The following is a 25,802-nucleotide window of genomic DNA, read 5'->3' on the forward strand; positions in this document are numbered from 1 at the left end:
ATGCTTAAAGGAAAAGTCGCCCTTGTCACCGGTTCCACCAGCGGCATCGGCCTGGGTATCGCCACTGCCTTCGCCCAGCAAGGCGCCGATATCGTCTTGAACGGCTTCGGCGATGCGGCCGAAATCGAAAAGCTCCGCGCCGGCCTGGCCGACAAGCATGGCGTGAGGGTCATCTACGACGGCGCCGACCTGTCCAAGGGCGCGGCCGTGCGCGAGCTGGTCGAGAACGCCGTGCGCCAGTTGGGCCGCATCGACATTCTGGTCAATAACGCCGGCATCCAGCACACCGCGCTGATCGAGGATTTCCCCGCTGAAAAATGGGACGCGATCCTGGCGCTGAACCTGTCGGCAGTGTTCCACGGCACCGCCGCCGCCTTGCCGCACATGAAGAAGCAGGGCTTCGGCCGCATCATCAACATCGCCTCGGCCCATGGCCTGGTGGCTTCGGCGAACAAGTCGGCCTATGTCGCCGCCAAGCACGGCGTGGTCGGCTTCACCAAGGTCACCGCGCTGGAAACGGCCGGCCAGGGCATCACGGCCAACGCCATCTGCCCGGGCTGGGTACGCACTCCGCTGGTCGAAAAGCAGATCACCGCGCTGGCGGAAAAAGATGGCGTGGACCAGGAAACCGCCGCGCGCGAACTGCTGAGCGAAAAGCAGCCGTCGCTGCAATTCGTGACGCCGGAGCAACTGGGGGGCACCGCCGTGTTCCTGGCCTCGGACGCCGCCGCGCAAATCACAGGTACGTCCGTCTCGGTCGATGGCGGCTGGACGGCACGCTAAAAAAGGAATTCCCGAATGCTGTTTTTGCTTTCTCCCGCCAAGAAGCTGGATTACGACTCGCCGCTGCACATCGAGACGCATACCCAGCCGCTGTTCGTGGACCAGGCCGCCGGCCTCATCAAGGTGCTGAAGACCAAGTCGGCCGAGGACATCTCCGAGCTCATGAGCTTGAGCCCGGCGCTGTCCGAACTCAACGTGCAGCGCTATGCCCACTGGAAGCGCAGCTTCACGCAGGCCAACTCGCGCCAGGCGGTGCTGGCCTTCAACGGCGACGTCTACGAAGGGCTGGAGGCCGCGACCCTGTCGGCCAAGCAGCTGGACTGGGCGCAAGAGCACGTGGCCATCCTGAGCGGCCTGTATGGCGTGCTGCGCCCGCTGGACCTGATGCAGCCCTACCGCCTGGAAATGGGCACGCGCCTGGCCACGCCCAAGGGCAAGAACCTGTACGAGTACTGGGGCCCGGCCATCGCTGACTATCTCAACGAACGGCAGGCCGGCCAGAAGGCGCCCGTGATCGTCAACCTGGCGTCCGAGGAATACTTCAAGTCGGTCGACCTGAAGACGCTGAAGGCGCGCGTCGTGCAATGCGTATTCCAGGACTGGAAGAACGGCGCCTGGAAGGTCATCAGCTTCCACGCCAAGCGCGCGCGCGGCCTGATGGCGCGCTACGCGATCCTGCACAAAGTGTCCAAGCCCGAAGGCCTGCAAGGCTTCGACCTGGAAGGCTACAAGTTCGACGCCTCTGCCTCGTCGGAAGACAAGCTGGTGTTCCGCCGCAAGGTCTGATCCGGTCCCGGGCCTTGCGCCCGGGACTCCCCATTCCCGTCAGAGCCATCCACGCCGGTCATGCTGCCGCCGCCACCGGCGGCGCGTGCGTGGGATCGGCCAGCGCGTGCAGTTCCTGGCGGATCATGTGCGCCGCCTTCAGCATCTGCTTGACCGGATAGACCAGCGCCGCCTGTTCGCCTTCCGTGTCGAACTGGGTCGGCAGGCCGGCCGGCGCCTGTGCGCGGTTCTCATCCAACAGATCCACCATGCCGGTCAGCGCCCGCTGTACCGCTTCGGGCGTAGCCGGCAGGCTGGCCAGAATGGGGATGGCCGCTGTGATCTGCGAAGCCAGGATGTGGTTCTGGATCAGCAGGTTGTTCAGCTCCGGCACGCTTACCTGATGCGACGTGGGCTCGCTCATCATCCGGTAGAAAGCCTCGGCGAAATTGCTGAAGGAGATGTGCACGTTCTTGCGCGCCAGCCGCCAGGCCAGGTCGGCGTCCGTGACCGCCGGAGTCTCGCCGGCGGCGGCGCCCACGGGCGCGCCGTGGGCCTGCATGGCCTCGACGTAGCGCAGGCCGGCGATCAGGTATTCGCGGTTGGCGCGCGTGGCCGCGGCCGCCAGCGGTTTCAGGTAGCGGGCCTCCCACCAGGGCAGGATGTAGCTGCAGATCAGCGCCAGCGCGCAGCCGATCAACGTGTCGATGGCGCGTTCGCCGATCACCGACATGGACACCGTGCCCGGCGACACGAAGTGGAACACCAGCACCACGAACAGCGTGTTGAAGGTGGCGCTGGCCATGTAGTTCAGCTGCACCAGGCTGTTGCCCATGATGCAGGCGCCCAGCAGCGCGGCGAACAGCAGTTCGGGCCGGTCGGTCAGGTTGAACAGCAGCAGGGCCAGGATGCAGCCGATCAGCGTGCCCGTCAGGCGCCAGCTATTGCGCTGGCGGGTCAGCGCGAAACCCGGCTTCATGATGATGACGATGGTCAGCATGATCCAGTAGTTGTGCGCGGAAAACGCTGGCGAAAGCCATTGGCTGGCCAGCGTCATGGCGATGGCCGCGGCCGCGGTGACGCGCAGCGCATAGCGGAAGTGCGGCGAATCCAGGCGCAGGTTGCTGGTCAGGAGCCCCACGCGGAATTCCTGCCGCGAAATGAAGCGCGTCAGCGACTTGTTGATGCGCAGCACGTCGGTGGGCTTGGCGTCGGGCGAAGCCGCGGTGTGGTCGGCCAGGCGGTCGACGATGCGCGCCGAATTGCGCAGCCGGCGCAGCACCTGGACGATCAGCGCCAGCATCTCGGGCTCGCGCTCGCCCAGGCCCTGCTGCTTGAGCTGTTCGATCTCGTATTCGATGGCGCGCAGTTCGGCCTTGGCGCTGCTGCGGTACTGCACCTTGCGCCCGCGCGACACGTCCAGCGCGATGCGGTTGAGCTCCAGCGACATCTTCACCAGCGCATCGCGCATGAACATCAGGCAGTCGCTGCCGGCCAGCGCGCGGCGCAGCGCCGCGTAGTCGGTATGCGTGGCCACCAGCGTATCCAGCAGCTGCAGCATATCGACGAACATGTTCCAGATCATCACGCGCTGGCGGTCGCCCAGCCCTTTGCCGCGGGGCAGGGCGCGCAGCACCATGTCGCGCGCCGCCTGGTGCTTTTCCGTCATGACGGATTGGCGCTGGATCAGCTCGCGGTAGGCGTCGTCCAGATCGGCGGTTTCATCGTAGAAGGTGGCGCGCGCCGCCACGTAGTCGGCGGTGGCGAAGAGCGCCACCGACATGGCCTGCTGCTCCTCGCGCAGCCAGAACAGGCGCGAGACCCCCAGGCTGAATGCGACGTAGAACAGCGCCCCGCCCAGCGTGGCCGTGGCGTGCGCCAGCACCTCATGGGGCGCCAGCGGCGAATGCATGGTCAGGGTCATCAGCAACAGGCCGGCAAAGCCGATCAGCCCGCCGCGTTTGCCGAACACCGTGAACATCGAATAGACGAAGCACTGCACGATGACCGCCAGCCAGATCAGCACGGGGTGCGATGACGCCAGCCCTGTGATGATGACCGTCAGCGTGCCCAGCGCGGCGCCGCCCAGCATCTCGTTGGTGCGGTGGCGCTGCGGCCCGCCCGGCTGGTCGATGATGGCCAGGCATTGCGCCCCGAACGTTGCAACCAGACCCGTGGTGTAGTTGCCGAACAGGCCGCCCAGCACCAGCACGGGCAACAGCATCCCCACCCCCTGGCGCACCCCTCCGAAGAAGTAGTGGCTGTAGAGGAAGCGGCGGATGCTGGCAATGCGCAAATCCATGAGGCGGCGGCTCGGTTTCGGATGACGAAACAAGTATAGAGAGACTGCCTAAATTTTTGGGGTCGGATAGTTACCGAACCTTCCAAGCAACGGTCGAAGAAAAGTCGATTTGCTACCTTTGACGCAACGCGGTAAATTGCTCCACTTGCATCGGTCTGCCTATCCGAAACCGGTGCGTTGAGGCGGATTGCCAGGGTCACCTCCCAGCCATCCCGCAGCAGTTACACCTGCCGTTGGCCGCGCCACAAGCGTGTGTTGCCAAGGCTTCCATTTCGACCTCCAGCGTCCCCCAGGGGCGTTTGCACTGCGTTCTGTCGAGCGTGTGCCGGGTCGGCAAGGTGTCCGGGTGGCGTGGCTCCGTGAGCCGCAAAGCGCCGGATCATGTTGTCGGGACCGGTATGGGTTCAGTTGCCGCCGTATCCGGGCGAGCAGCAGTCAGGGTTGCAGGGCCGGTACTGAAAGGAATGACAACATGGAACTGAATGGCGCCGATATCGTCGTGCGCTGCCTGGCCGATGAAGGCGTGGAACACGTTTTCGGCTACCCCGGCGGCGCGGTGCTTTACATCTACGACGCGATTTTCAAGCAAGACAAATTCCAGCATATCCTGGTTCGTCACGAGCAGGCCGCCGTGCACGCCGCCGATGCCTATTCGCGCTCGTCGCAAAAGGTCGGCGTCTGCCTCGTGACCAGCGGACCGGGCGTGACCAATGCCGTCACCGGCATCGCCACCGCCTACATGGATTCCATCCCCATGGTCATCATCAGCGGGCAGGTGCCCACTGCGGCCATTGGCGAGGACGCCTTCCAGGAATGCGACACCGTCGGCATTACGCGTCCCTGCGTCAAGCACAACTTCCTTGTGCGCGACGTCAAGGACCTGGCCGAAACCATGCGCCGCGCGTTCTACATCGCGCGCACCGGCCGTCCCGGCCCGGTGCTGGTGGATATCCCCAAGGACATCACCATCGCGCAGTGCAAGTACACGCCGCCCAAGGGCGAGATCTCGATGCGCTCCTATGCGCCCGTCAACAAGGGCCACCAGGGGCAGATCAAGAAAGCCGTGCAGATGCTGCTGGCCGCCGAGCGGCCCATGATCTACACGGGCGGCGGGGTCATCCTGTCGAACGCCGCGCCCGAGCTGAACAAGCTCGTGTCGCAACTGGGCGCGCCCTGCACCAGCACCCTGATGGGTCTGGGCGGCTACCCGGCCAGCAGCGGCCAGTTCGTCGGCATGCCCGGCATGCACGGCACGTACGAGGCCAATATGGCGATGCAGCACTGCGACGTGCTGCTGGCCATCGGCGCCCGTTTCGACGACCGCGTGATCGGCAACCCCAAGCACTTCGCCCAGAACGCCCGCAAGATCATCCATATCGATATCGATCCCTCGTCGATCTCCAAGCGCGTGCGCGTGGACGTCCCGATCGTCGGTAACGTCAAGGACGTGCTGGCCGACCTCAGCGCGCAGTACGACATCGCCGCGGCCGAGCACAAGCCCGCTCCGATCGCCAAGTGGTGGGAGCAGGTCGAGTCCTGGCGCGGCAAGGAATGCCTGAAGTTCGCCAACTCGGACGAGGTCATCAAGCCGCAGTTCGTGGTGGAAAAGCTCTGGGAAGTGACTGGCGGCGACGCCTTCGTGACTTCCGACGTGGGCCAGCACCAGATGTGGGCCGCGCAGTACTACAAGTTCGACAAGCCGCGCCGCTGGATCAACTCCGGCGGCCTGGGCACCATGGGCGTGGGCCTGCCGTACGCCATGGGCGTGCAGATGGCCAATCCTGGGCACGACGTCGCCGTCATCACGGGCGAAGGGTCGATCCAGATGAACATCCAGGAACTGTCGACCTGCCACCAGTACCGCCTGACGCCGAAGATCATCTGCCTGAACAACCGCTTCCTGGGCATGGTCCGGCAGTGGCAGCAGATCGACTACGGTTCGCGCTATTCCGAGTCCTACATGGATTCGCTGCCCGATTTCGTCAAGGTGGCCGAGGCCTATGGCCACGTGGGTCTGCGCATCGAACGACCGGCGGACGTCGAGCCGGCGCTGCGCGAAGCGTTCAAGAAGCACAAGGATCGCCTGGTTTTCCTGGACTTCATCACCGACCGCACCGAAAACGTGTGGCCGATGGTCAAGGCCGGCCGCGGGCTGACCGAAATGCTGCTCGGCTCTGAAGACCTGTAAGGAGGCCACCCATGAAGCACGTGATTTCCGTCCTCCTCGAAAACGAACCCGGCGCGCTGTCGCGCGTGGTGGGCCTGTTTTCCGCGCGGGGCTACAACATCGAGACCTTGACCGTGGCGCCCACCGAGGACTCCACGCTGTCGCGCATGACCATCGTGACCACCGGTTCCGATGAAATCATCGAGCAGATCACCAAGCACCTGAACCGCCTGGTGGATGTGGTCAAGGTGGTCGACCTGACCGAAGGCGCGCACATCGAGCGCGAGCTGATGCTCGTGAAGGTGCGCGCGGTCGGCAAGGAGCGCGAGGAAATGAAGCGCATGGCGGATATCTTCCGCGGCCGCATCATCGACGTGACCGACAAGTCCTACACCATCGAATTGACCGGGGTGCAGGAAAAAGTACAGGCCTTCCTGGAGGCCCTGGACCGCAGTGCAATCCTTGAAACCGTGCGCACCGGCGTGTCCGGCATCGGACGCGGTGAACGGATTTTGAAGATTTGACCGGCCTTCCAGGCCAAGCCGCACCCTACATCTGAATTAAACAAATATCCAAAATACTGGAATCTGGAGCACAACCATGAAAGTTTTCTACGACAAAGACTGCGATCTCTCCCTGGTCAAGGGCAAGACTGTTGCCATCATCGGCTACGGCTCGCAAGGCCACGCGCACGCGCAGAACCTGCATGAGTCCGGCGTGAAGGTCGTGGTCGGCCTGCGCAAGGGCGGCGCCTCGTGGAACAAGGCCGCCAACGCCGGCCTGGAAGTCAAGGAAGTTGCCGACGCGGTCAAGTCCGCCGACATCGTCATGATGCTGCTGCCCGACGAGAACATCGCCTCGGTCTACAACAAGGAAGTGCACGCCAACATCAAGCCCGGCGCCGCCCTGGCGTTCGCCCACGGCTTCAACGTGCACTACGGCCAGGTCGTGCCGCGTGAAGACATCGACGTCATCATGATCGCCCCGAAGGCCCCGGGCCACACCGTGCGCAACACCTACAAGCAAGGCGGCGGCGTGCCCCATCTGGTGGCCGTGTACCAGGACAAGTCGGGCGCCGCGCGTGACGTGGCCCTGTCGTACGCCAGTGCCAACGGCGGCGGCCGTGCCGGCATCATCGAAACCAACTTCCGCGAAGAAACCGAAACCGACCTGTTCGGCGAACAGGCCGTGCTGTGCGGCGGTACCGTCGAACTGATCAAGGCCGGTTTCGACACGCTGGTGGAAGCCGGCTACGCGCCCGAAATGGCGTACTTCGAATGCCTGCACGAACTGAAGCTGATCGTCGACCTGATCTATGAAGGCGGCATCGCCAACATGAACTACTCGATCTCGAACAACGCCGAGTTCGGCGAGTACGAAACCGGCCCGAAGATCGTCACCGACGAAACCCGCAAGGCCATGCGCCAGTGCCTGACGGACATCCAGACCGGCGAATACGCCAAGAAGTTCATCCTGGAAAACACCGCCGGCGCTCCGACGCTGACCTCGCGCCGCCGCATCAACGCGGAATCGCAGATCGAGCAAGTGGGCGGCAAGCTGCGCGCCATGATGCCCTGGATCGCCGCCAACAAGCTGGTGGACAAGTCCAAGAACTGATCCATGCCATTGCGCGGGGCCTGCCCCGCGCAATCAGGGTCGAAGCGGCATGCCTGCGAGGGCATGCCGCTTTTTTTTGCAGGCTTCCCCTCGATTGGCCAGGCACGCGGCTTGCTCCGCCCCGCAAGCGGGGCCAGATGGGTTAACCTTTCAATGTTCGTTGTAAGTTATTGAGACCATGCCCAATTTTTCCATGCGCGATTCCGAGAACCGCCACCGCAGCATCTACCTGCTGCCCAACGCGTTCACCACCGCGGCACTGTTCGCGGGGTTCTACGCCGTCGTGCAGGCCATGAACGACCGCTTCGAAGTGGCCGCCATCGCCATTTTCGCGGCCATGGTGCTGGACGGCATGGATGGCCGGGTTGCCCGCCTGACCAACACCCAGTCCGCCTTCGGCGAGCAGTACGACTCGCTGTCCGACATGACCTCCTTCGGCGTTGCGCCCGCGCTGGTCATGTACGAATGGATCCTGAACGACCTGGGCCGCTGGGGCTGGCTGGCCGCGTTCGTCTATGTCGCCGGCGCCGCGCTGCGCCTGGCGCGTTTCAACACCAACATCGCCGTGGTCGACAAGCGCTACTTCCAGGGCTTGCCCAGCCCGGCTGCCGGCGCGCTGGTGGCGGGTTTCGTCTGGCTGGCCGTGGACAACAAGCTGCCCATCCATGACAGCCTGATGGCCTGGGCGGCGTTCACGCTGACCATGTACGCGGGCATTTCCATGGTGTCGAATGCGCCGTTCTTCAGCGGCAAGAGCTTCGCCCTGGGCCGCAGCGTGCCGTTCTGGGGCATCCTGCTGGTGGTGGCCGTGTTCGTGTTCGTGTCCAGCGATCCTCCGGTCGTGTTGTTCGGCCTGTTCGTGCTGTATGGCCTGTCGGGCTGGATCATGTGGGCCTGGCGCTGGAACCGCGCGCGCCGCCTGACGCAGGAACGCCGCAACCAATCGTCCTGATTGGTGAACGCCTTGAAAACAAAACCCGCCTGATGGCGGGTTTTGTTTTTTAGAGAGGCGGGGGAATCAGCGCCACATGAACCTGTCGTCGTCGTACATGGGGTCCGGGCCGGGATGGAAGTGCGTCAGCTTGCTGCCGTCGCGGCTCATGTAGACATACATCAGCGAGTTCCAGACGCCGTTTTCCTTGTAGCGGTACGACCAGACCACCTCGCGCTTTTCTCCCAGGCCGGCTTCCTCGATCTTGGCGGGCGGGCCGAATTCGCAGCGCACGCGGTCGGGACCCCATACGCCTTCGCTCAGCACCTTGAAGTGTTCGTCCGTCAGCAGCGGCACCACCTGGCCCACGCGTCCGTCGGCGCCGACGTTGGTGCCCCAGGCGTACTGGCCCATGGGCTGCTGGGTCCAGATCACGCGCCGCCCGCCATTGGCTTGCGGGCATTCGAAGTTGGGCCGGCCGAACTGGGCTTGCACGTCGGCGTAGGGCGTGCCGGGAGGAATCTGGGCCATGTTTGCGCAGGCGGCCAGGCCGGCCAACGCGGCGGCAGCCAGTGCCAGGCGCGCGCTTCTGTAATATTTAGACATATCTTCTCCTTACGTGGCATCGCGGCCTGCGGCGGGGCAGGCGGCCCTCATTGGGGTAATTCTAGCGAATCGGCTATAATCATCGAGCTTTATCAAGTGTATTGATCTTGCAACATCCTTTGCGCTGGCCGCAGAGCTGGTCCAGGTGCCAGGCCCCGGTGTCGAAACACCGCGTCCAACACCCGGATTCCAGGCTTCTGTTTGAGTCATCAATGGCAGCAGTGAGAAAGCGAATTCCGCCAGGTTCGCGCAAATTTTTTCCAAACCACGTCAGGGCGCCTCGGCCCTGTCGCATGTCCGAAGAGGTCATAAATGTCTGTAGCTGACATCAAGAAATCCGATATCGTCGCGCAATTCCAACGCGCTCAAGGCGATACCGGCTCCCCCGAAGTTCAGGTGGCTCTGCTCACCGCTCGCATCAACGAACTGACCGGTCACTTCAAAGAACACATGAAGGACCATCACTCGCGCCGCGGTCTGCTCCGTATGGTCAGCCGTCGCCGCAAGCTGCTCGACTATCTCAAGGGCCGCAATCCCGATTCGTACCGCGCACTGATCGAAAAACTCGGTCTGCGCAAGTGATCGACGGGGCTGGCTCCCCATGACGCAACCGTGGTCGGTGCGACGTATGTCGCGACGGCCACGGTTTTTCATTTGTAAGGAATAATCGTCATGTTCAACAAAGTGACAAAATCGTTCCAGTACGGCCAGCACACGGTCGTCCTGGAAACTGGCGAGATCGCTCGCCAGGCCTCCGGCGCCGTTGTGGTGTCGATCGAGGACACCGTCGTCCTGGCCACCGTCGTGGCTTCCAAGAAGGCCAAGCCGGGTCAAACGTTTTTCCCGCTGACCGTTGACTACATCGAGAAGACCTACGCCGCCGGCCGCATCCCGGGTGGCTTCTTCAAGCGCGAAGGCAAGCCCTCCGAGAAGGAAACGCTGACCTCGCGCCTGATCGACCGTCCCCTGCGTCCGCTGTTCCCCGAAGACTTCTACAACGAAGTCCAGGTGGTCATCCACACGCTGTCGGTCAATCCTGAAATCGATCCCGACATTCCCGCCATGATCGGCGCCTCGGCCGCGCTGGCCATCTCGGGCATCCCGTTCAACGGCCCCATCGGCGCCGCGCGCGTGGGTTACATCGATGGCCAGTACGCCATCAACCCGACCGCCTCGCAGCTGAAGTCGTCCAAGCTGGACCTGGTCGTCGCCGGTACCGAAAACGCCGTGCTGATGGTGGAATCCGAAGCCGACCAGCTGTCCGAAGAAATCATGCTGGGCGGCGTGGTCTACGGCCACCAGCAAATGCAGGCCGTCATCAACGCCATTCATGAACTGGTGAAGGACGCCGGCAAGCCCGATTGGGACTGGCAAGCGCCCGCCAAGGACGAAGCCCTGATCGCCGCGGTCACTGCAGCTGCCCAGGAAGGCCTGAACGCCGCCTACCAGATCCGCGAAAAGCAGGCCCGTACGACCAAGCTGCGCGAAGTGTCGGCTGACGTGTCGGCCAAGCTGGCCGCCGCCGCCGCCGAAAAGGGCGAAGCGCTGCCGGACGCCGTCGCTGTCGACAACATCATGTTCTCGCTGGAATCCGCCATCGTGCGCGGCCAGATCCTGAACGGCGAGCCGCGCATCGACGGCCGCGATACCCGCACCGTGCGCCCCATCAGCGTGCGTCTGGGCGTGCTGCCCCGCGCACACGGCAGCGCGCTGTTCACCCGCGGTGAAACCCAGGCGCTGGTCGTGGCCACGCTGGGCACCAAGCAGGACGAGCAGATCATCGACGCGCTCATGGGCGAATACCGCGACCGCTTCATGCTGCACTACAACATGCCTCCGTTCGCCACCGGCGAAACGGGCCGCATCGGTGTGCCCAAGCGTCGCGAAATCGGCCACGGCCGCCTGGCCAAGCGCGCGCTGATCCCGCTGCTGCCGGCTCCGGAAGACTTCCAGTACACCATCCGCATCGTGTCGGAAATCACCGAGTCCAACGGCTCGTCGTCGATGGCTTCGGTCTGCGGCGGCTCGCTGGCCATGATGGACGCCGGCGTGCCGGTCAAGGATCACGTGGCCGGCGTGGCCATGGGCCTGATCCTGGACGGCGGCAAGTTCGCCGTGCTGACGGACATCCTGGGCGACGAAGATCACCTGGGCGACATGGACTTCAAGGTTGCGGGCACCGAGAACGGCGTCACCGCACTGCAGATGGACATCAAGATCCAGGGCATCACCAAGGAAATCATGCAAGTGGCGCTGGCTCAGGCCCGCGAAGGCCGCCTGCACATCCTGGGCAAGATGAAGGAAGCGCTGGACGGTTCGCGCGGCGAGCTGTCGGCTTTCGCTCCGCGCATGCTGACCATCAAGATCAACCCCGAGAAGATCCGCGACGTGATCGGCAAGGGCGGCGCCACCATCCGCGCGCTGACCGAAGAAACCGGCACGCAGATCGACATCTCGGACGACGGCACGATCGTGATCGCCAGCGTCGACGAAGCGCAGGCCAAGGAAGCCCAGCGCCGCATCGTCGAACTGACCGCCGACGTCGAAGTGGGCCAGATCTACGAAGGCGCCGTGCTGCGCCTGCTGGATTTCGGCGCCATCGTGCAAGTGCTGCCGGGCCGTGACGGCCTGCTGCACATCTCGGAAATCGCCAACTACCGCATCGCCAACATCAACGATGTGCTGAAGGTCGGCCAGCAAGTCCGCGTCAAGGTCATCGAGGCCGACGACAAGGGCCGCCTGCGCCTGTCCATCAAGGCGATTGGCGGCATCGAGCAGCAGCAAGCCGCTGCGGCTCCCGAAGCTGCCCCGCAATCGGAACCGCAAGCTGAATAAGCCTGCTTGACCGGTAGCATGAAACGGCGCCTGCGGGCGCCGTTTTTCATGGGCCGGCGCGCACGCTTGTGGCCGGCATGATTCATCTTCTTGCTTCTTCAGACCCCGGACATCTCCCAACTGCGCTTACCTTCCTGTAAAGTCTTGCGCGAGAGCGAGGCCCCCCGACCACGGAGGATGGCCTGCGCAACGTGGCAAAGAAGGGGGAAACGGATGGGCAAGGCATGACGGCGTGGGCCAGATCCGCCAGTGCCGCGGCGCTGCTTGCGGCGTTGCTGAGCGGCTGCATGAGCAGCCCTGCGCCGGGCAAGGGCGGTCCCAAGAGCGAAGACATGTCCGCCGACCAGTTCGGCCAGACCGACTTCAACCGCACCGTCACGCTGGAGGTGCGCGACAACCTGGCCAGCCTGTATGTCCTGCTGGACAAGCTCTACCGCCGCAATCCGCGCGAATGGCGCAAGTCCGGCGCGCCCGACCTGGCCAAGGCGGTGTCGCTGGTCAAGCATTCCATCGAAGTCCGCATCCCGCCCAAGGACCTGGCGGGACTGCGCGACATCCAGATCCTGGCCGTGTCCCTGGACCCCAACTATTCGGGCGACCGGGTCGGCGCTTTCATTTACGGCCTGGCCGACACCATCATCGCCGCCCACAACGGCAAAACCCGCCTGTACGCCACCGACGCGCTGGACGGGCAGCGGGTCTACAATGCCGCACGGAACGTCGAGGCAGCCGCCTGGCTGCTGGCGTCGCGCCGCAATACCCAGGGCGAACCCTTGCTGCTGGCCAACGAAATGTCCCAGAACGCCACCAACCTCAGCTTTGAACGCGAATTCGGCGCCATCATCGGCCGCCTGGATCTGATCGCGAACCTGCTGGGCGAGAACACGCGGCGCATCGGGATCAACTACGCGCAGGGCCTGCTGCTGTTCAATTTCCTGCCGGTGCGCTAACAGGATTTCCATCGTGATCGATATTGCCTCCATTCAGACCGCCCGCGAGAACCTGCGCGGCCAGGTGCTGAAGACCCCGTTTACCCTGTCCCGCACGCTGTCCGACATCTTCGGCGCGGAGATCTGGCTGAAGTTCGAGAACCTGCAGTTCACGGCTTCGTTCAAGGAGCGCGGCGCGCTCAACCGCATGCTGACGCTGTCGGAAGCAGAACGCGCCAAGGGCGTGATCGCCGTGTCCGCCGGCAACCACGCGCAGGGCGTGGCCTACCATGCCCAGCGCATGGGCGTGCCGGCCGTGATCGTGATGCCGCGGTTCACCCCCACCGTCAAGATCGCCAACACGCGCCGCTTCGGCGCCGAGGTGGTGCTGGCCGGCGACACCTTCGACGATGCCAAGGCGCGCGGCTACGAGTTGGCGCAGGAGCGCGGCCTGATCATGATCCACCCGTACGATGACGAGGCGGTCATATCGGGGCAGGGCACGGTGGCGCTGGAGATGCTGGAAGACCAGCCGCAGCTGGACACCCTGGTCGTCGCCATCGGCGGCGGCGGCCTGATCTCCGGCATTGCCACCGCGGCCAAGGCGCTCAAGCCCGGCATCGAGATCATCGGCGTGCAGACCGAGCGCTTTCCGTCCATGTACGCCGCCGTCAAGGGCGTGTCCATGCCGCAGGGCGCCTACACCATCGCCGAAGGCATCGCGGTGAAGTCGCCGGGCGCGCTGACCCAGCCCATCGTCACCCAGCTGGTCGATCGACTGGAGCTGGTCAGCGAAAGCGATATCGAGCACGCCATCGTGGTGCTGCTGGAGATCGAGAAATCGGTGGTCGAAGGCGCGGGCGCCGCCGGCCTGGCCGCGCTGCTGCGCGCGCAGGAAGAGGGCAGCGACCGCTACAAGGGCAAGCGCATCGGCCTGGTGCTGACGGGCGGCAACATCGACCCGCTGATGCTGGGCGAACTGATCGAGCGCGGCATGGTGCGCGCCGGCCGCCTGGCGCGCATCCGCGTGGACCTGCGCGATCTGCCGGGCGCGCTGGCACACGCCACCAAGCTCATCGCCGACGCGCAGGCCAACATCACCGAAGTGCACCACCAGCGTGCGTTCACGTCATTGCCGGTGCGCAATGTCGAGGTGGATTTCGTGCTGCAGACGCGCGGCCACGAGCACATCCAGGAAGTGATCGACATACTGAACGCGGCGGGCTTTGCCGCCAGCAACCACGACCACTGAACACGCTGGCGCGGTTCAGGCGCCGCCGTTCTGCGCGGCGTCGCGCGCCAGCAGGTTCTTCAGGCCATACAGGCGCTCGCGGTGCAGCGTCGCCGACAGCGGCTCGGGTTCGCGCCCCAACGCCACATAGTCCGCGGGCACCTGTGCCGCCGCCGCACGGATGGCGTCGGGCGCGGCCTGCCACCATTGCGTCAGCATGCGGTCGGGGTTGTAGACGTCCAGCCCCTGGCGCCGCAGTTCGGAACGGTTGAAATCCTTCAGATTCCAGGTCAGCACCTGCACCACCGGCGGCTGTTGCAGGCCGCAGCGCGCGCGCCGCGCCAGGCCGGCCGCGATCACGTGGAAGTCCTTGGGGTCGCTGTAGCGCAAGGATGCCTCGTAGACCTGGGTGTCCGTCTCGCGGGCGCCGGGAAAGCGCGCGTTCATGTCGTCCCACATCTCCATCATCACCTCGGGCGGGATCTCCCAGATGCGCGAGGCGTTGCGGCGCCATTCCTCGCCGATGCGGTCGGTCCAGACCGGCGTGTACACGCCGGCTTCGGCCAGCCTGAGCAGCAGGCGGCGCAGGATGCCTGACATGAGGACGCAGGCGTCGAGGACGATGAAGGGCGGGGAGGAGAAAGCGGCGGTCAAGTGAGGTCTGAAGCCCCGCCGGCGCATGGCGGGCAGGGCTAAAACGTGGAAAACGAGGCGCAAGAATAACGTTTTTGGAAGCCGTCCGGGGCGGGCGGCCGCGCGCGGGAAGGGCGTCAGGCCTTAACCGAGTTCGGCGCGCACGGCATTGCACAGGCTCACCAGGTTGCGCCGCGACACCAGGCACTGTTTGAGCGGCGTGTCGATGGCGTAGAAATAGATATTGGCAAGAAAGCCGTAGAGCCCCGCGTCCACGCTACCCGGATTGGGGCCGAACATGAAGCCGTTGTCGCCCAGCAGGCTGGAGACGGCCTCCAGGTCGGCGATCCCGCGCGCATAGGCGTCTTCGGGGGCGTAGCGGCCTATGCCTTGGTAGTGGTAGCGCTGGAAGTTGTATTGGCGGGCGGCTTCCAGCTGCTCGGGTGTGACGTCCGGGTGGGCGTCCAGCAGCGCGCGGCGGAAGGTCGGCCAATAGCGGTCATCGCGCCAGCGCGAATAGGACATGACCCAGTACAGGTCGTCCAGCGCGCGGCGCACCAGCAAGTCCTGGCGCTGCTGCTCGGACGTGAGGGAATCGTCGATGGTCAGTTCGTACTGGCGCTTCAGGTAGGCGATGATGGCGTCGCTGTCGCCGATGCGCAGATCGCCGTCGGCGATGTAGGGCAGTTGGCCACGCGGGGCGGACTGTACGTCCAGCGTATGCCGGTGGTCGAACGGCAGCCGGCAGAGCTTCAGGAAGGCGTAGATCTTCAGGCCGTAAGGATTGTTGTCTTCCAGCCCATAGAGTCCGGGGTACGAGTAGAGGGTGATCATGGCGCGCTCCCTGGTTACCGGACTAGATTAGATCGGCGGGGGCAATTTTGCGCGCTTCAGTTTGACGAGGCAGGCGTTCGCCGGTTTGCGACGAAGGATGGACGCCTGGCCTGTGGCGGGGTGGTGCCCGAGACCGGAATCGAACCGGTACGGCCGCGAGGCCGAGGGATTTTCTTACCACTTCGGCTTTCGCCGCCAGCGCGGATGCGCTGTTCGTGGTCTGGAGCACGCCTTCACCATAGCCTTGCGGCCTTAGGTGCCCGCCGTCTGCTCTCTACACCTTCCCCGGCCGTGCGGCCAGGGCTTGGCTCGGCGTTGGCTCGGAACGGGTCCAGGGCATTCGCCGAGTTTGACGGGCTACACCTTTGGAGTTTCCCCCAAAGGGCTCAAATTAGTTCAAGTCCCTTGTGTCTACCAATTTCACCACTCGGGCGTTGCGCGGCCCGGAAGGGCCGGCAGCGGGCGAGACTATACCATCCCGGCGCCAGGTGCCCGGATTGCGGGCTCCCGTCAGCCGGGGCGTTCAGGAGACGAAGCGCACGGCGGGGCGCGGGCGTTCGTCCACGGTCAAGGAAAAGACGTCGGGGCGCGAGTAGTGGCCCACCACGTCGAAGTCGTAGCGGGCGCGCACCAGTTCCGCCGTGTCGACCTGGGCGGTCAGCAGGCCGGCCTTGCCGTGCAGCGGGCCCGCCAGCACGTCGCCCAGCGGGCCGACGATGACCGAGCCGCCGTTGATCAGAGGGCGGTTGGCGTCCCAGCCCGGCACGTCCTGGCCCAGTTCGGCGGGCGAGGGTTGCACCTGGCAGGCGCTGACCACGAAGCAGCGGCCTTCGTGGGCGACGTGGCGCATCGAGCACTGCCAGATGTCGCGTTCGTCCACGGTGGGCGCGCACCAGATTTCCACGCCCTTGGCGTACATGGCGGTGCGCAGCAACGGCATGTGGTTTTCCCAGCAGATGGCGCCGCCGATGCGGCCGGCTTCGGTGTCGACGACCGGCAGGGTCGAGCCGTCGCCTTGGCCCCAGATCAGGCGTTCGGTGCCGGTGGGCATGAGCTTGCGGTGCTTGGCGGCGAGGCCGGTAGCAGGTTCGAAGAACAGGGCGGTGCAATACAGCGTGTTGCCGCCGCGTTCGATCACGCCCACCACCAGGCTGGCCCCGGTGCGCTGCGACAGGGCGGCGAGCGCTTCGGTTTCGGGGCCGGGCACGTCGATGGCGTTGTCGTAATAGCGGGCATAGGCCTCGCGACCTTCGGGCAGGCGGTAGCCCAGGCGGGTGCCGAAGATCTCACCCTTGGGATAGCCGCCCAGCAGCGCTTCGGGCATGACCACGAGCGAGGCGCCAGAGGCGATGATCTCGCCCTCGTAGGCGAGGATGTCTTCCAGGGTGCGGGCTTTGCCCTCGGGGGAGGAGCCGATCTGCAGGGCGGCGACGGTTTTCGTGGTCATGGCGGGGGTCTCGGAAACGTGGCAATGGGCTTCAGTGTCCGGCCGGCCCTAAAATCAATCAATCCTGGTCAGAGATAAATGATATGAACCAGATTGATATCGAGTCAGCCGACCTGAACCTGCTCAAGATCTTCGAGGCCATCTATGACGAGGGCGGAGCGGGACGTGCCGCGCTGCGCCTGGGCGTGACGCAGTCCGCTGTCAGCGCGGCGCTGGGCCGCCTGCGCGCGCTTTACGGAGACCCCCTGTTCACGCGCACCGGCAGAGGGCTGACGCCCAGCCTGCGGGCGCGCGAACTGCGGCCCGTCATTGGCGAAGCCCTGGACAAGTGCCGTCAGAGCCTGTCGCTGGCGCGGCCTGGCGCGGCGGGCTTTGCCGGCAGGTCGGTGACGCTGGGGCTATCGGACGATTTCGAGATCGCACTGGGACGAGACGCGATCCACGCGCTGGCGCAGAGCGCGCCGGGGCTGCGCCTCATCTTCCGCCAGACCCACAGCCGGCTGGCGGCCGACATGCTGATGGCGCGCGAGGCGGACCTGGTGATCGCTTCGGGCGGACTGGCCTCGCAGGCCTTGCAGCGCGTGACGGTCGGGCAGGGCGGCTATGCCTGCCTGCTGGATCCCGCCAGCGTGGCGCCAGGCCAGACCACCTTGTCACTGGAGGAATTCATCCGCCGCCAGCACATTCTGGTGTCGTCCGGCGGCTTCATCGGGGTGGTGGATGAAGTGCTGCACGGGCTGGGACTGACGCGCCGGGTGCAGGCCTCGACCACGCATTTTTCGGCGTTGGCGTTCCTGTTGCGGGGCAGCGATGCCCTGTCGACCTTGCCCGCGCACGCGGCGCGCGGCCTGGCTGCCGCTTCCGGCCTGCGCATGCTGCCCTGCCCGGTCGCGATGCCGGGCTATGCCATCGAAATGGGCTGGCGCGCCGATGCCTTGCGGGATGAGGCGGTGGCCGTGGTCAGGCGCGGTTTGCTGGGCTTGCTGAATGGCTACGCATGGGAGGGCGGTATGGGCGTGCGGGGTTAAAGGCGCAAGGCGCCCCGGACCGGGAAAACCCCGATCCCTGCGCAGGCGCGCAAGGCACGACACTTCCCGGCATGAAGCCCGTCCCGTCTCCCCCGCCGCATCCCCGCGATATCGATCCCGTCTCGCTCCGCCTGTTCCTCGCAGCGCTGGAGGAAGGCAGCCTGGCGCGCGCCGCCGCTCGCGAGAATATCGTTCCTTCCGCCGTCAGCAAACGCATGTCGGAGATGGAGGATGCCTTCGGCGTGCCGCTGCTGGAACGCGGGGTCAGGGGCGTGCAGCCCACGCCGGCAGGCAATGCGCTGGCCACGCACGTGCGCATGGTGCTGCAGAGCATGGACCGCATGCGCCGCGAGATGGCGGGCTTTGCGACCGGCGTGCGCGGCAGTATCCGGCTCGCGGTCAGCGTGGCGGCGCTGTCCGGCGAACTGCCGGCGCAGATCCAGTCCTTTCGCCGCGCCTATCCCCAGATCGATATTTCCCTGGAAGAGGGCACCACCCAGGAGGTGTTCCGCGCGGTGCTCGACGGCCAGGCCGACGTGGCGGTGGGTTCCGATTTTGGTCATGACGGTTTGCAGGTCTTTACCTGTGGCCGCTGCGATCTGGCGGCGGTCGTGCCCGGCCAGCATCTGCTGGCCGACCGCGACACGCTGGACTACGCGCAATTGCTGCCCTTCGAGCAGATCGAACTGAACCGCGACAACGGCATCAGCGCGGTGTTCGAGCAGGCGGCGCAGGATGCGGGCGTGGCGCGGCGGATCAGCGCGCGGGTCAGCTCGCATGAAACCATCTGCATGCTGGTGGCGCGCGGCATGGGCGTGGCCGTGGTGCCCATGTATCTCAAGGCGCGCCACGCCAACCTGGACATCCGCTTCATTCCGCTCTCCGGAGCCTGGTCCAGCACTTCCTTGTGCATCGCCGTACTGGGGCTGGACGCCTTGCCGCCCGCCGCTCGCGTGCTGTTGGCGCATCTGGGCGTGGCGGACGCCGCCTGAAACGACGGGGCTCAGGGCTTTCCCGGACGTTCCCAAACGAGAATGCCCCCGTGCTGAAAGAGCGCTACCCGCTGATCCGGCTTGCCGCCGATGATGGGGCATGGGGCGGCGGCATGCATCGATCTTGCCGTTGCCTGTTTTTCAGCGCATCAGGCCCGAGGATATGCAGATGGCAGCAACACCGGCTTCACCCTTCATGGACCACACCGAATTACCGCTGCGCGGCATCAAGGTGCTGGAGCTGTCCCACATGATCATGGGCCCGGCGGCCGGCCTGGCGCTGGCGGACCTGGGAGCCGAGGTCATCAAGGTGGAGCCGATCGAAGGCGACCGCACCCGGCGCCTGAAGGGTTCGGGCAGCGGCTATTTCCCGGTCTTCAATCGCAACAAGCAAAGCCTGGCGATCGACCTGAAGGCGCGCGAGGGGCAGGCCGTGGTGCGCCAGCTGGCCTTGCAGGCGGACATGGTGGTGGAGAATTTTCGCGACGGCAGCCTGGCCCAGTACGGGCTGGACTATGAGTCGCTGTCGGCCGAGAACCCTGGGCTGATCTACGTATCGCTCAAGGGCTTTCTGTCCGGCCCCTACAAGCAGCGCACCGCGCTGGACGAAGTGGTGCAGATGATGGGCGGGCTGGCCTACATCAACGGCGGCGCGGACACGCCCCAGCGCGTGGCGGCCTCTGTCAACGACATCCTGGGCGGCACCTTCGGCGTGGTGGGCGCGCTGGCGGCGCTGCACGACCGCCACGCCACGGGGCGCGGCAGGCATGTGCGCTCCGGCCTGTTCGAGAACAACCTGCTGCTGGTCGCGCAGTTCATCGCGCAATACCAGCTGACGGGCGCGGCGCCCAAGCCCATGGGCGCGGAGCGCCGGCCGCCCTGGGGAGTGTATGACGTGTTCGAGACCGCCGACGGCCGCGTGTTCGTCGCCGTGGTGGGCGATGCGCAATGGCGCAACTTCGCCCAGAAATTCCTGCCGCCCGAGTGGGCCGCCGATCCGCGCCTGGCCACCGCCGTCGACCGCGAGGCGGCGCGGCCCTGGCTGGTGCCGGGCGTGGGCGAGATCCTGAAGACCTGGAAGACCGACGAGCTGTGCGCGGCACTGGAAGCCGCCGGCCTGTCCTATGGCCCGATACGCCAGCCGCACGACCTGCTGGACGATGCGCACCTGAACGCTGGCGGCGCGCTGCTCAAGACCCGGCTGCCGGACGGCGGGGAGATATCCGCGGCGGCGCTGCCCATCGAGTTCGACGGCCTGAAGGCCGGCAAGCGTTCCGATCCGCCGCGGCAGGGCGGCGACACGCAGGCCATCCTGCAGGGCCTGGGCTGGGATGCCGCGCGCATCGAGGTCCTGCGCAGCGCAGGCGTTATTGCATGAACGGGCGATAGCGCCCGATATCGGTCGAGGCGGCGCAGACCGCCAAGACTTCCATCAAAGAGGAGACAAGATGATCCGCAAACTGTTCGCGGTGGCCGCGCTGGCCGCCGCCTGTGCCGCACACGCCCAGGACTATCCCAGCAAGCCCATCCGCATCATCATCCCGTCCACGCCGGGCGGAGGCACCGACTACATCGGCCGCCTGATGAGCACCAAGCTGCATGAACTTAACGGCTGGTCAGTGATTCCCGAGAACAAGCCGGGCGCGGGCACGGCGCTGGGCCTGGCCGAAGCGGCGCGCTCGCCTGCCCAGGGTTACGACCTGGTGATCGGCCAGTCCGACAACGTCACCCTGATTCCGCTGCTGATGAAGGTGTCGTACGACCCGGTCAAGGACCTGGCGCCGGTGGCGCTGGTGGCCACTACGCCCATGGTGTTGCTGGTATCGGACAGCTCGCCCTACAAGACGCTGCCCGAAGTGATCGACGCCGCCAAGAAGGATCCGAACAAGATCTCCTATGGCACCTCGGGCACGGGTGGCGGCGTGCACATCGCCATCGAAATGCTGCAGCACGCGGCCGGCTTCAAGATGCAGCACGTGCCGTACAAGGGCTCGGCCCCGGCGCTGGCGGACCTGATGGGCGGACACCTGCAGTTCGCGGGCTCTTCGATTTCGTCGGCGGCCACGCTGATCAAGTCCGGCAAGGTGCGCGCGCTGGCAGTCACTTCGCCCAAGCGCAATCCGGCGCTGCCGGAGGTGCCCACGGTCGCGGAGCTGGGCTACAAGGATTTCAGCGTGGTGACCTACTACGGCGTGCTGGCCCCGGCCAAGACGCCGTCCGCGGTCGTGTCGCGCCTGAATAGCGACTTCAACAAGCTGCTGGCGCGCAAGGACGTGCAGGAGGCGCTGGCCTCGCAAGGCCTGGAAACCGATCCGGTGTCCACCGAACAGTTTGCCGCGTTGATCAATTCGGACATCGCCAAGGCGCGCCAGACCATCGAAAGCGCGGGCATCGTGGTGCAGCAGTAGGCCGGCCGGGAAAGGACAGCACATGAACCAGGAAATCAGGCTTTGCGAAGTGGGTCCGCGCGACGGGCTGCAAATGGCCAAGGGCATGATGTCCGCGGCCGACAAGCTGCGCTGGATCCGGCAGCTGGCCGACGCCGGCCTGCGCGAGATCGAGGCGGGCAGCTTCGTGTCGCCGCGCTTGGTGCCGCAGATGGCCGATACGGGTACGGTCCTGCCCGACGTCCTGAAGATCGAGGGCTTGACGGTGGTTGCCCTGGTCTGCAACCTCAAGGGCGCCATTGCGGCCTACGAGGCTGGCGCGCACGCGCTGTCGTTTCCTGTCTCCGTTAGCGACACGCATAGCCGCGCCAACGTCGGCAAGGGCACCGACGCACAGGTGGAGGTGCTGGCCTCCATCGTCGATTGGGTGCGGGCGCAGCCGCGGCCCGTGCGCATCGATGCGGCGGTCGCCACCGCCTTCGGATGTTCGATGGAAGGCGTGGTGCCGGTGCGTCGTGTCGCGCAGGTGGCCGCCGCCGCCGCGTTGGCCGGCGCCGACGAGATCTCGCTGGCCGACACCGTGGGCTATGCCCATCCGGCGCTGGTGCGCGATGCGGTGCGCGCCGCGCAGGACGCCGTGGGCGCGCGCCTGGTCAAGCTGCACCTGCATGACACGATGGGGCTGGGCCTGGCCAATGCGCTGGCCGGGCTGGACGAAGGCATCCGCGCTTTCGATTCCTGCCTGGGAGGCCTGGGAGGCTGTCCCTTCGCGCCTGGCGCGTCGGGCAATATCGTCACCGAAGACCTGGTCTTCATGCTGGAAAGCATGGGCTACCGCACGGGCGTGGATCTGTCGCGGTTGCTGCAGGCGCGGCCCTTGCTGGCCCAGGCGCTGCCGCAGGAAAGCCTGCGCAGCGGCGTGGCCGCCGCTGGCATACCGAAGACCTACGGAGCGCGCGCCGCGGTCTAGTCCAAGCGCCGGTCTTAGCGGTAGACGATCACCGGCAGCGTCGAATGCGCCATCACCTTCTGCGTCTGGCTGCCCAGCAGCACGGCCGCCAGTCCGCCGTGGCCGCGCGAGGCCATGGCGATCAGGTCGCAGCCTTGCGTCATGGCGATATCGATGATGGTCTGCGCCGGGTTGTTGCTTTCGCGCATTTCGGTGGTGCAGGGCACGCCCGCGGCGCTGGCTTGCGCGGCCGCTTGCGACAGGTACGACTTGGCGAGCTCCTGGGCCTCGCGCTCATATTCCGTATGCACGCCCTCCAGGTGCACCGTTTCCATGGAGGTCGGGCGGTAGGCGCTGTACACCGTCAGCACCGTGACGCTTGCGCCCAGGGCGCTGGCCAGGCCCAGTCCTTGCGCCAGGCCGGCATAGGAACGCTCGGATCCGTCGATGGGGATGAGTATGTGCTTGTACATGACAACCTCCTGAGGGTGTGGAGGGCGGCGCGAGTCCGCGCGGCCCTAGGAGCGTGAACAGCATCTATCCCCATACTACGCCTAGTGGTGCCCTTAGCCCACCTTTCTCTCCTCATGCGCCCAGTGCGCGTCCCTCAGTTGCTTGCGCGCGAGCTTGCCGTTGGCGTTCTTCGGCAACTCCGCCACCAGTTCGATGCTGCGAGGCTTCTTGAAATCCGCCAGGTGCTTGCGGCAATGCTCGATCAGATCGGCCGGGGTGGTGGTGTCGCCAGGCTTGAGCACGAGCACAGCCTTGACGGACTCGCCCCACACCTTGTCGGGCACGCCGAAAACGCAGGCTTCGTACACGCCCGGATGCTGATACAGCGCCTGTTCGACTTCAGTAGGGTAGATATTGAATCCGCCCGAGATGATCATGTCCTTCTTGCGGTCCACGACATAGAGGAAACCTGCATCGTCCATCCGAGCCAGGTCGCCGGTATGCAGCCGGCCATCGCGCAGGGCTTGGGCGGACAGCTCGGGTTCGCGCCAATAGCCTGCGAAGATGTCGGGGCCGGTGGCGGTAATCTCGCCGACCTCGCCGGGCGCGACCTCACGGCCGTCTTCATCCAGCAGACGAACCTCGCTTTCGCCGAATGGACGCCCGCAGGAGAGCAGCCGTTCCGGGTGGCCCGACATGGCTTCGGCATGGTCCAGGGCACTCAGCAGCACCAGGCCGCCGGTGGTTTCACCCGCGCCATAGCCCTGGCTGAGCTTGGGTCCCAGGGCTTCCCAGGCTTCGCGGATGCGGGCCGGCGCCATCGGCGCGCCGCCATAGGAAATCTGTCGCAGCGCGCTCAGGTCGTGCTGATGCAGCCGCGGATGCGCGATCAGCATGTTGACCATCGTGGGCACCATGAAGCTGAAGGCGGCGCGATGCCGGGCAGCGGAGGCCAGGAAGCTCTCGGGGTCGAACCGGTCATGCAGCAGGATCGTTCCGCCCTGGAACAGGAAGGGCTGCATGAACATGCCGCTGGCGTGGGTAATGGGGCCGGCGAGTGCCAGCACTTCGCCGGGATTGGCGCGCATGCGGCCCATCACGACCTTGCGCAGCGACGCCAGGCGGTTGCCTACCGTCTGCATGGCGGCCTTGAGCTTGCCCGTCGAGCCCGACGTAAAGTGCAGCACGGCCAGGTCGCCGGGTTGCATCGGCACGTCCGGGTTGCTGTCGGCGGCCGATTCCAGCAGGCGTTCGTATGAGCGCCAGCCTTCGATGTCGCTGGCGCCCATCACCAATCGATGCCGCACGTTCTCCAAGCCGTCCAGCAGGGATTGCGCTGCTTCCACATGGGCTGGGTCCACAATGAAGGCCGCCGCATCGGCATTGTTGACCGAATCCAGCACCTCCTGGTTCGACAGGCGCGCGTTCAGGGCCACTTTCACCAGTCCCGCCTTGTACAGCGCGCATTCGAGTTCGATGATCTCCGGGCAATTCCAGGCCAGAATGGCGACGCGATCGCCTTTCTTCAGCCCCAGGCCCAGCAAGGCGTTGGCCAGGCGGTTGGAGCGGGTTTCCAGCTGTCCGAAGCTCAGCGTCCTGTCGCCGAAAATGACGGCGGGACGGTCGCGCCAATAGCGCGCATTGCGGGTGGTGTATCGGCCTTGGTTCATGGTGTGTCCGTGTCTGGGTTTGGCTTGCCGCTATCCTGCGGGGCGGCAAGGCGCCCGCGGATAACCAGGACGCGAATCCTCATGCCGCGCCGTTATCGTGCGGGGGCGATTCCCCTGCGTTATGGAAATCGTTGGATGCGGCATGACGTTCAGGCGGCCTGCGGGTTACCTCTATGCGAAAGCGGGGCCAGCATCGGTCCCGCCTTGCACAAGAACAGGAGACAACATGAACCAGCGAAATTTCCGCCTGCGGGACAGGGCGGCCCGTTGCCTGGCGGCCGTCAGCCTGGGGCTTGCCGCGCTCATGGCGGGACCCGCGCAGGCGGCTGGCGCCGGGGCTGCCGGCTACCCCGACAAGCCCATACGCTTCATCGTGCCGTTCTCGGCTGGCGGCCAGTTCGACTACATCGCCCGCCTGGTCGCCGTGCCCCTGGGCAAGGAACTGGGCCAGACCATCATCGTCGAGAACGTGGGCGGGGGCGGCGGCAATCTGGGCGGCGCCAAGGTCGCGAACGCGCCTGCGGACGGCTACACCCTGCTGGAGTACGGCGGCAACTTCGCGATTGCCAAGCATCTTTCGCCCAAACTGTCGTTCGACCCCATCGCGGATCTGGCGCCTGTATCCGGACTCAGCATCGCTCCGCACGTGGTCCTGGTCAGCAGCGCCTTGCCGGTCAAGACATTCCAGGAGCTGCTCGCATACGCCCGCGCCAATCCAGGCAAACTGAGCTACGGCAGCCCGGGGGTGGGCTCATCCATGCATCTGACGTTTGAAACGCTCAAGCAGCATTTCGGCCTGGACGCCATACACGTGCCCTATCGGGGTGGCAGCAACGCGCTCAATGACCTTGCAGGCGGCCAGATCGATATCGGCATCGTTGCGGTCGCGCCCGCCATGCCCTTCATCGCCTCGGGGAAGATCCGCGCGCTGGCCGTCACCAGCGCCAAGCGCGCCGCTTCCCTCCCAGAGGTCCCTTCGGTGGCCGAGCTGGGTTATGCCGGCTTCGACAGCGGCAGCTGGGCGGGAATCGCCGTGCCGAAAGGCACGCCGCAGGAAATCATCGACCGGCTGAATGCCGCCGTCGGCCGCGCGATGCAGGATGCCCAGGTGCTAGAGGCCTTGGCGTCGCAATCGTTCACGCCCATACCCGGCACGCCGCAGCAGCTGCGCAAGCTCATCGATGATGAGTCCGCCCGCTATGGGCCGCTCATCGACAAGCTGGGCTTGCAGGCGGATTGAGGG

Annotated in this window: 23 protein-coding genes; 16 read left to right on the plus strand and 7 right to left on the minus strand. The window is 65.6% G+C overall.

The window, feature by feature from the left end; all coding sequences use genetic code 11:
• Window positions 1-783: a 3-hydroxybutyrate dehydrogenase gene (locus HV766_RS11275; RefSeq protein ID WP_119450785.1), complete on the plus strand. Its 783-nt coding sequence runs from the start codon at window positions 1-3 to the stop codon at window positions 781-783.
• 15 nt (window positions 784-798) lie between these two features.
• Complete coding sequence (yaaA, locus tag HV766_RS11280; RefSeq protein WP_054450168.1) at window positions 799-1,569, plus strand: peroxide stress protein YaaA; 771 nt, start codon at window positions 799-801, stop codon at window positions 1,567-1,569.
• 58 nt (window positions 1,570-1,627) lie between these two features.
• On the opposite strand, the gene HV766_RS11285 is transcribed toward yaaA, so the two are convergent.
• Window positions 1,628-3,850: an FUSC family protein gene (locus HV766_RS11285; RefSeq protein ID WP_175181161.1), complete on the minus strand. Its 2,223-nt coding sequence runs from the start codon at window positions 3,848-3,850 to the stop codon at window positions 1,628-1,630.
• A gap of 418 nt (window positions 3,851-4,268) precedes the next feature.
• Here HV766_RS11285 and HV766_RS11290 point away from each other — a divergent pair, with 418 nt between their 5' ends.
• The 4 genes from HV766_RS11290 (at window position 4,269) to pssA (ending at window position 8,586) form a co-directional block, all read left to right on the plus strand.
• Complete coding sequence (locus tag HV766_RS11290; RefSeq protein WP_255423500.1) at window positions 4,269-6,038, plus strand: acetolactate synthase 3 catalytic subunit; 1,770 nt, start codon at window positions 4,269-4,271, stop codon at window positions 6,036-6,038.
• Between the two features lie 11 nt (window positions 6,039-6,049).
• Complete coding sequence (gene ilvN / locus HV766_RS11295; RefSeq protein WP_054450173.1) at window positions 6,050-6,541, plus strand: acetolactate synthase small subunit; 492 nt, start codon at window positions 6,050-6,052, stop codon at window positions 6,539-6,541.
• A gap of 76 nt (window positions 6,542-6,617) precedes the next feature.
• Window positions 6,618-7,634 carry a ketol-acid reductoisomerase gene (ilvC, locus tag HV766_RS11300; protein WP_013391929.1) on the plus strand — a complete coding sequence of 339 codons (1,017 nt, stop codon included), beginning with the start codon at window positions 6,618-6,620 and terminating at the stop codon, window positions 7,632-7,634.
• A gap of 178 nt (window positions 7,635-7,812) precedes the next feature.
• Window positions 7,813-8,586, plus strand: coding sequence for a CDP-diacylglycerol--serine O-phosphatidyltransferase (pssA, locus tag HV766_RS11305; protein ID WP_054450175.1), 774 nt, complete (start codon window positions 7,813-7,815; stop codon window positions 8,584-8,586).
• A gap of 66 nt (window positions 8,587-8,652) precedes the next feature.
• On the opposite strand, the gene HV766_RS11310 is transcribed toward pssA, so the two are convergent.
• Entirely contained in the window at window positions 8,653-9,171 is a 519-nt protein-coding gene (locus HV766_RS11310; protein WP_054450177.1) for a hypothetical protein, read from the minus strand.
• A gap of 312 nt (window positions 9,172-9,483) precedes the next feature.
• Here HV766_RS11310 and rpsO point away from each other — a divergent pair, with 312 nt between their 5' ends.
• The 4 genes from rpsO (at window position 9,484) to HV766_RS11330 (ending at window position 14,187) form a co-directional block, all read left to right on the plus strand.
• A complete protein-coding gene (gene rpsO, locus HV766_RS11315) occupies window positions 9,484-9,753 on the plus strand; it encodes a 30S ribosomal protein S15 (protein ID WP_006223612.1) in 270 nt (89 codons plus the stop codon).
• Between the two features lie 90 nt (window positions 9,754-9,843).
• Window positions 9,844-12,006 (plus strand): polyribonucleotide nucleotidyltransferase, encoded by a 2,163-nt coding sequence (gene pnp / locus HV766_RS11320; RefSeq protein WP_054450179.1) that lies wholly within the window; start codon window positions 9,844-9,846, stop codon window positions 12,004-12,006.
• 287 nt (window positions 12,007-12,293) lie between these two features.
• Entirely contained in the window at window positions 12,294-12,956 is a 663-nt protein-coding gene (locus HV766_RS11325; RefSeq protein WP_370127071.1) for a hypothetical protein, read from the plus strand.
• A gap of 13 nt (window positions 12,957-12,969) precedes the next feature.
• Window positions 12,970-14,187 (plus strand): threonine ammonia-lyase, encoded by a 1,218-nt coding sequence (locus tag HV766_RS11330; RefSeq protein WP_054450181.1) that lies wholly within the window; start codon window positions 12,970-12,972, stop codon window positions 14,185-14,187.
• A gap of 15 nt (window positions 14,188-14,202) precedes the next feature.
• Here HV766_RS11330 and HV766_RS11335 read toward each other — a convergent pair whose 3' ends face one another.
• From HV766_RS11335 to HV766_RS11345, 3 genes are all read right to left on the minus strand, one after another.
• Window positions 14,203-14,766, minus strand: a complete 564-nt coding sequence (locus HV766_RS11335; RefSeq protein WP_244958691.1) for a PIN domain-containing protein — start codon at window positions 14,764-14,766, stop codon at window positions 14,203-14,205.
• Between the two features lie 177 nt (window positions 14,767-14,943).
• Entirely contained in the window at window positions 14,944-15,633 is a 690-nt protein-coding gene (locus tag HV766_RS11340) for a glutathione S-transferase family protein (protein ID WP_175181162.1), read from the minus strand.
• Window positions 15,634-16,156: 523 nt separating this feature from the next.
• Window positions 16,157-17,080: a carbon-nitrogen hydrolase family protein gene (locus HV766_RS11345; RefSeq protein ID WP_175181163.1), complete on the minus strand. Its 924-nt coding sequence runs from the start codon at window positions 17,078-17,080 to the stop codon at window positions 16,157-16,159.
• A gap of 83 nt (window positions 17,081-17,163) precedes the next feature.
• On the opposite strand from HV766_RS11345, the gene HV766_RS11350 reads away from it, so the two are divergent.
• The 5 genes from HV766_RS11350 to HV766_RS11370 all read left to right on the plus strand — a co-directional run bounded on the left by HV766_RS11350 (window position 17,164) and on the right by HV766_RS11370 (window position 22,457).
• On the plus strand, window positions 17,164-18,108 hold the full coding sequence (locus tag HV766_RS11350; protein ID WP_175159487.1) for a LysR substrate-binding domain-containing protein: 945 nt from the start codon (window positions 17,164-17,166) through the stop codon (window positions 18,106-18,108).
• A 71-nt stretch (window positions 18,109-18,179) separates the two neighbouring features.
• Window positions 18,180-19,100, plus strand: a complete 921-nt coding sequence (locus HV766_RS11355) for a LysR family transcriptional regulator (protein WP_175181164.1) — start codon at window positions 18,180-18,182, stop codon at window positions 19,098-19,100.
• Between the two features lie 169 nt (window positions 19,101-19,269).
• Window positions 19,270-20,478, plus strand: a complete 1,209-nt coding sequence (locus HV766_RS11360) for a CaiB/BaiF CoA transferase family protein (protein WP_082400642.1) — start codon at window positions 19,270-19,272, stop codon at window positions 20,476-20,478.
• Between the two features lie 70 nt (window positions 20,479-20,548).
• Window positions 20,549-21,508, plus strand: coding sequence for a Bug family tripartite tricarboxylate transporter substrate binding protein (locus HV766_RS11365; protein ID WP_119450837.1), 960 nt, complete (start codon window positions 20,549-20,551; stop codon window positions 21,506-21,508).
• 22 nt (window positions 21,509-21,530) lie between these two features.
• Complete coding sequence (locus HV766_RS11370) at window positions 21,531-22,457, plus strand: hydroxymethylglutaryl-CoA lyase (RefSeq protein ID WP_119450838.1); 927 nt, start codon at window positions 21,531-21,533, stop codon at window positions 22,455-22,457.
• A gap of 14 nt (window positions 22,458-22,471) precedes the next feature.
• Here HV766_RS11370 and HV766_RS11375 read toward each other — a convergent pair whose 3' ends face one another.
• On the minus strand, window positions 22,472-22,909 hold the full coding sequence (locus tag HV766_RS11375) for a universal stress protein (RefSeq protein ID WP_054450200.1): 438 nt from the start codon (window positions 22,907-22,909) through the stop codon (window positions 22,472-22,474).
• Window positions 22,910-23,002: 93 nt separating this feature from the next.
• The gene (locus tag HV766_RS11380) at window positions 23,003-24,559 is read right to left on the minus strand and encodes an AMP-binding protein (protein WP_175159489.1); all 1,557 of its coding nucleotides are present in this window, start codon (window positions 24,557-24,559) and stop codon (window positions 23,003-23,005) included.
• A gap of 226 nt (window positions 24,560-24,785) precedes the next feature.
• Here HV766_RS11380 and HV766_RS11385 point away from each other — a divergent pair, with 226 nt between their 5' ends.
• Window positions 24,786-25,799 (plus strand): Bug family tripartite tricarboxylate transporter substrate binding protein, encoded by a 1,014-nt coding sequence (locus HV766_RS11385; protein ID WP_054450205.1) that lies wholly within the window; start codon window positions 24,786-24,788, stop codon window positions 25,797-25,799.
• Window positions 25,800-25,802 lie beyond the last annotated feature (3 nt).

It is taken from the genome of Achromobacter aegrifaciens (genome assembly GCF_902859735.1).
GTDB lineage: Bacteria > Pseudomonadota > Gammaproteobacteria > Burkholderiales > Burkholderiaceae_B > Achromobacter > Achromobacter aegrifaciens.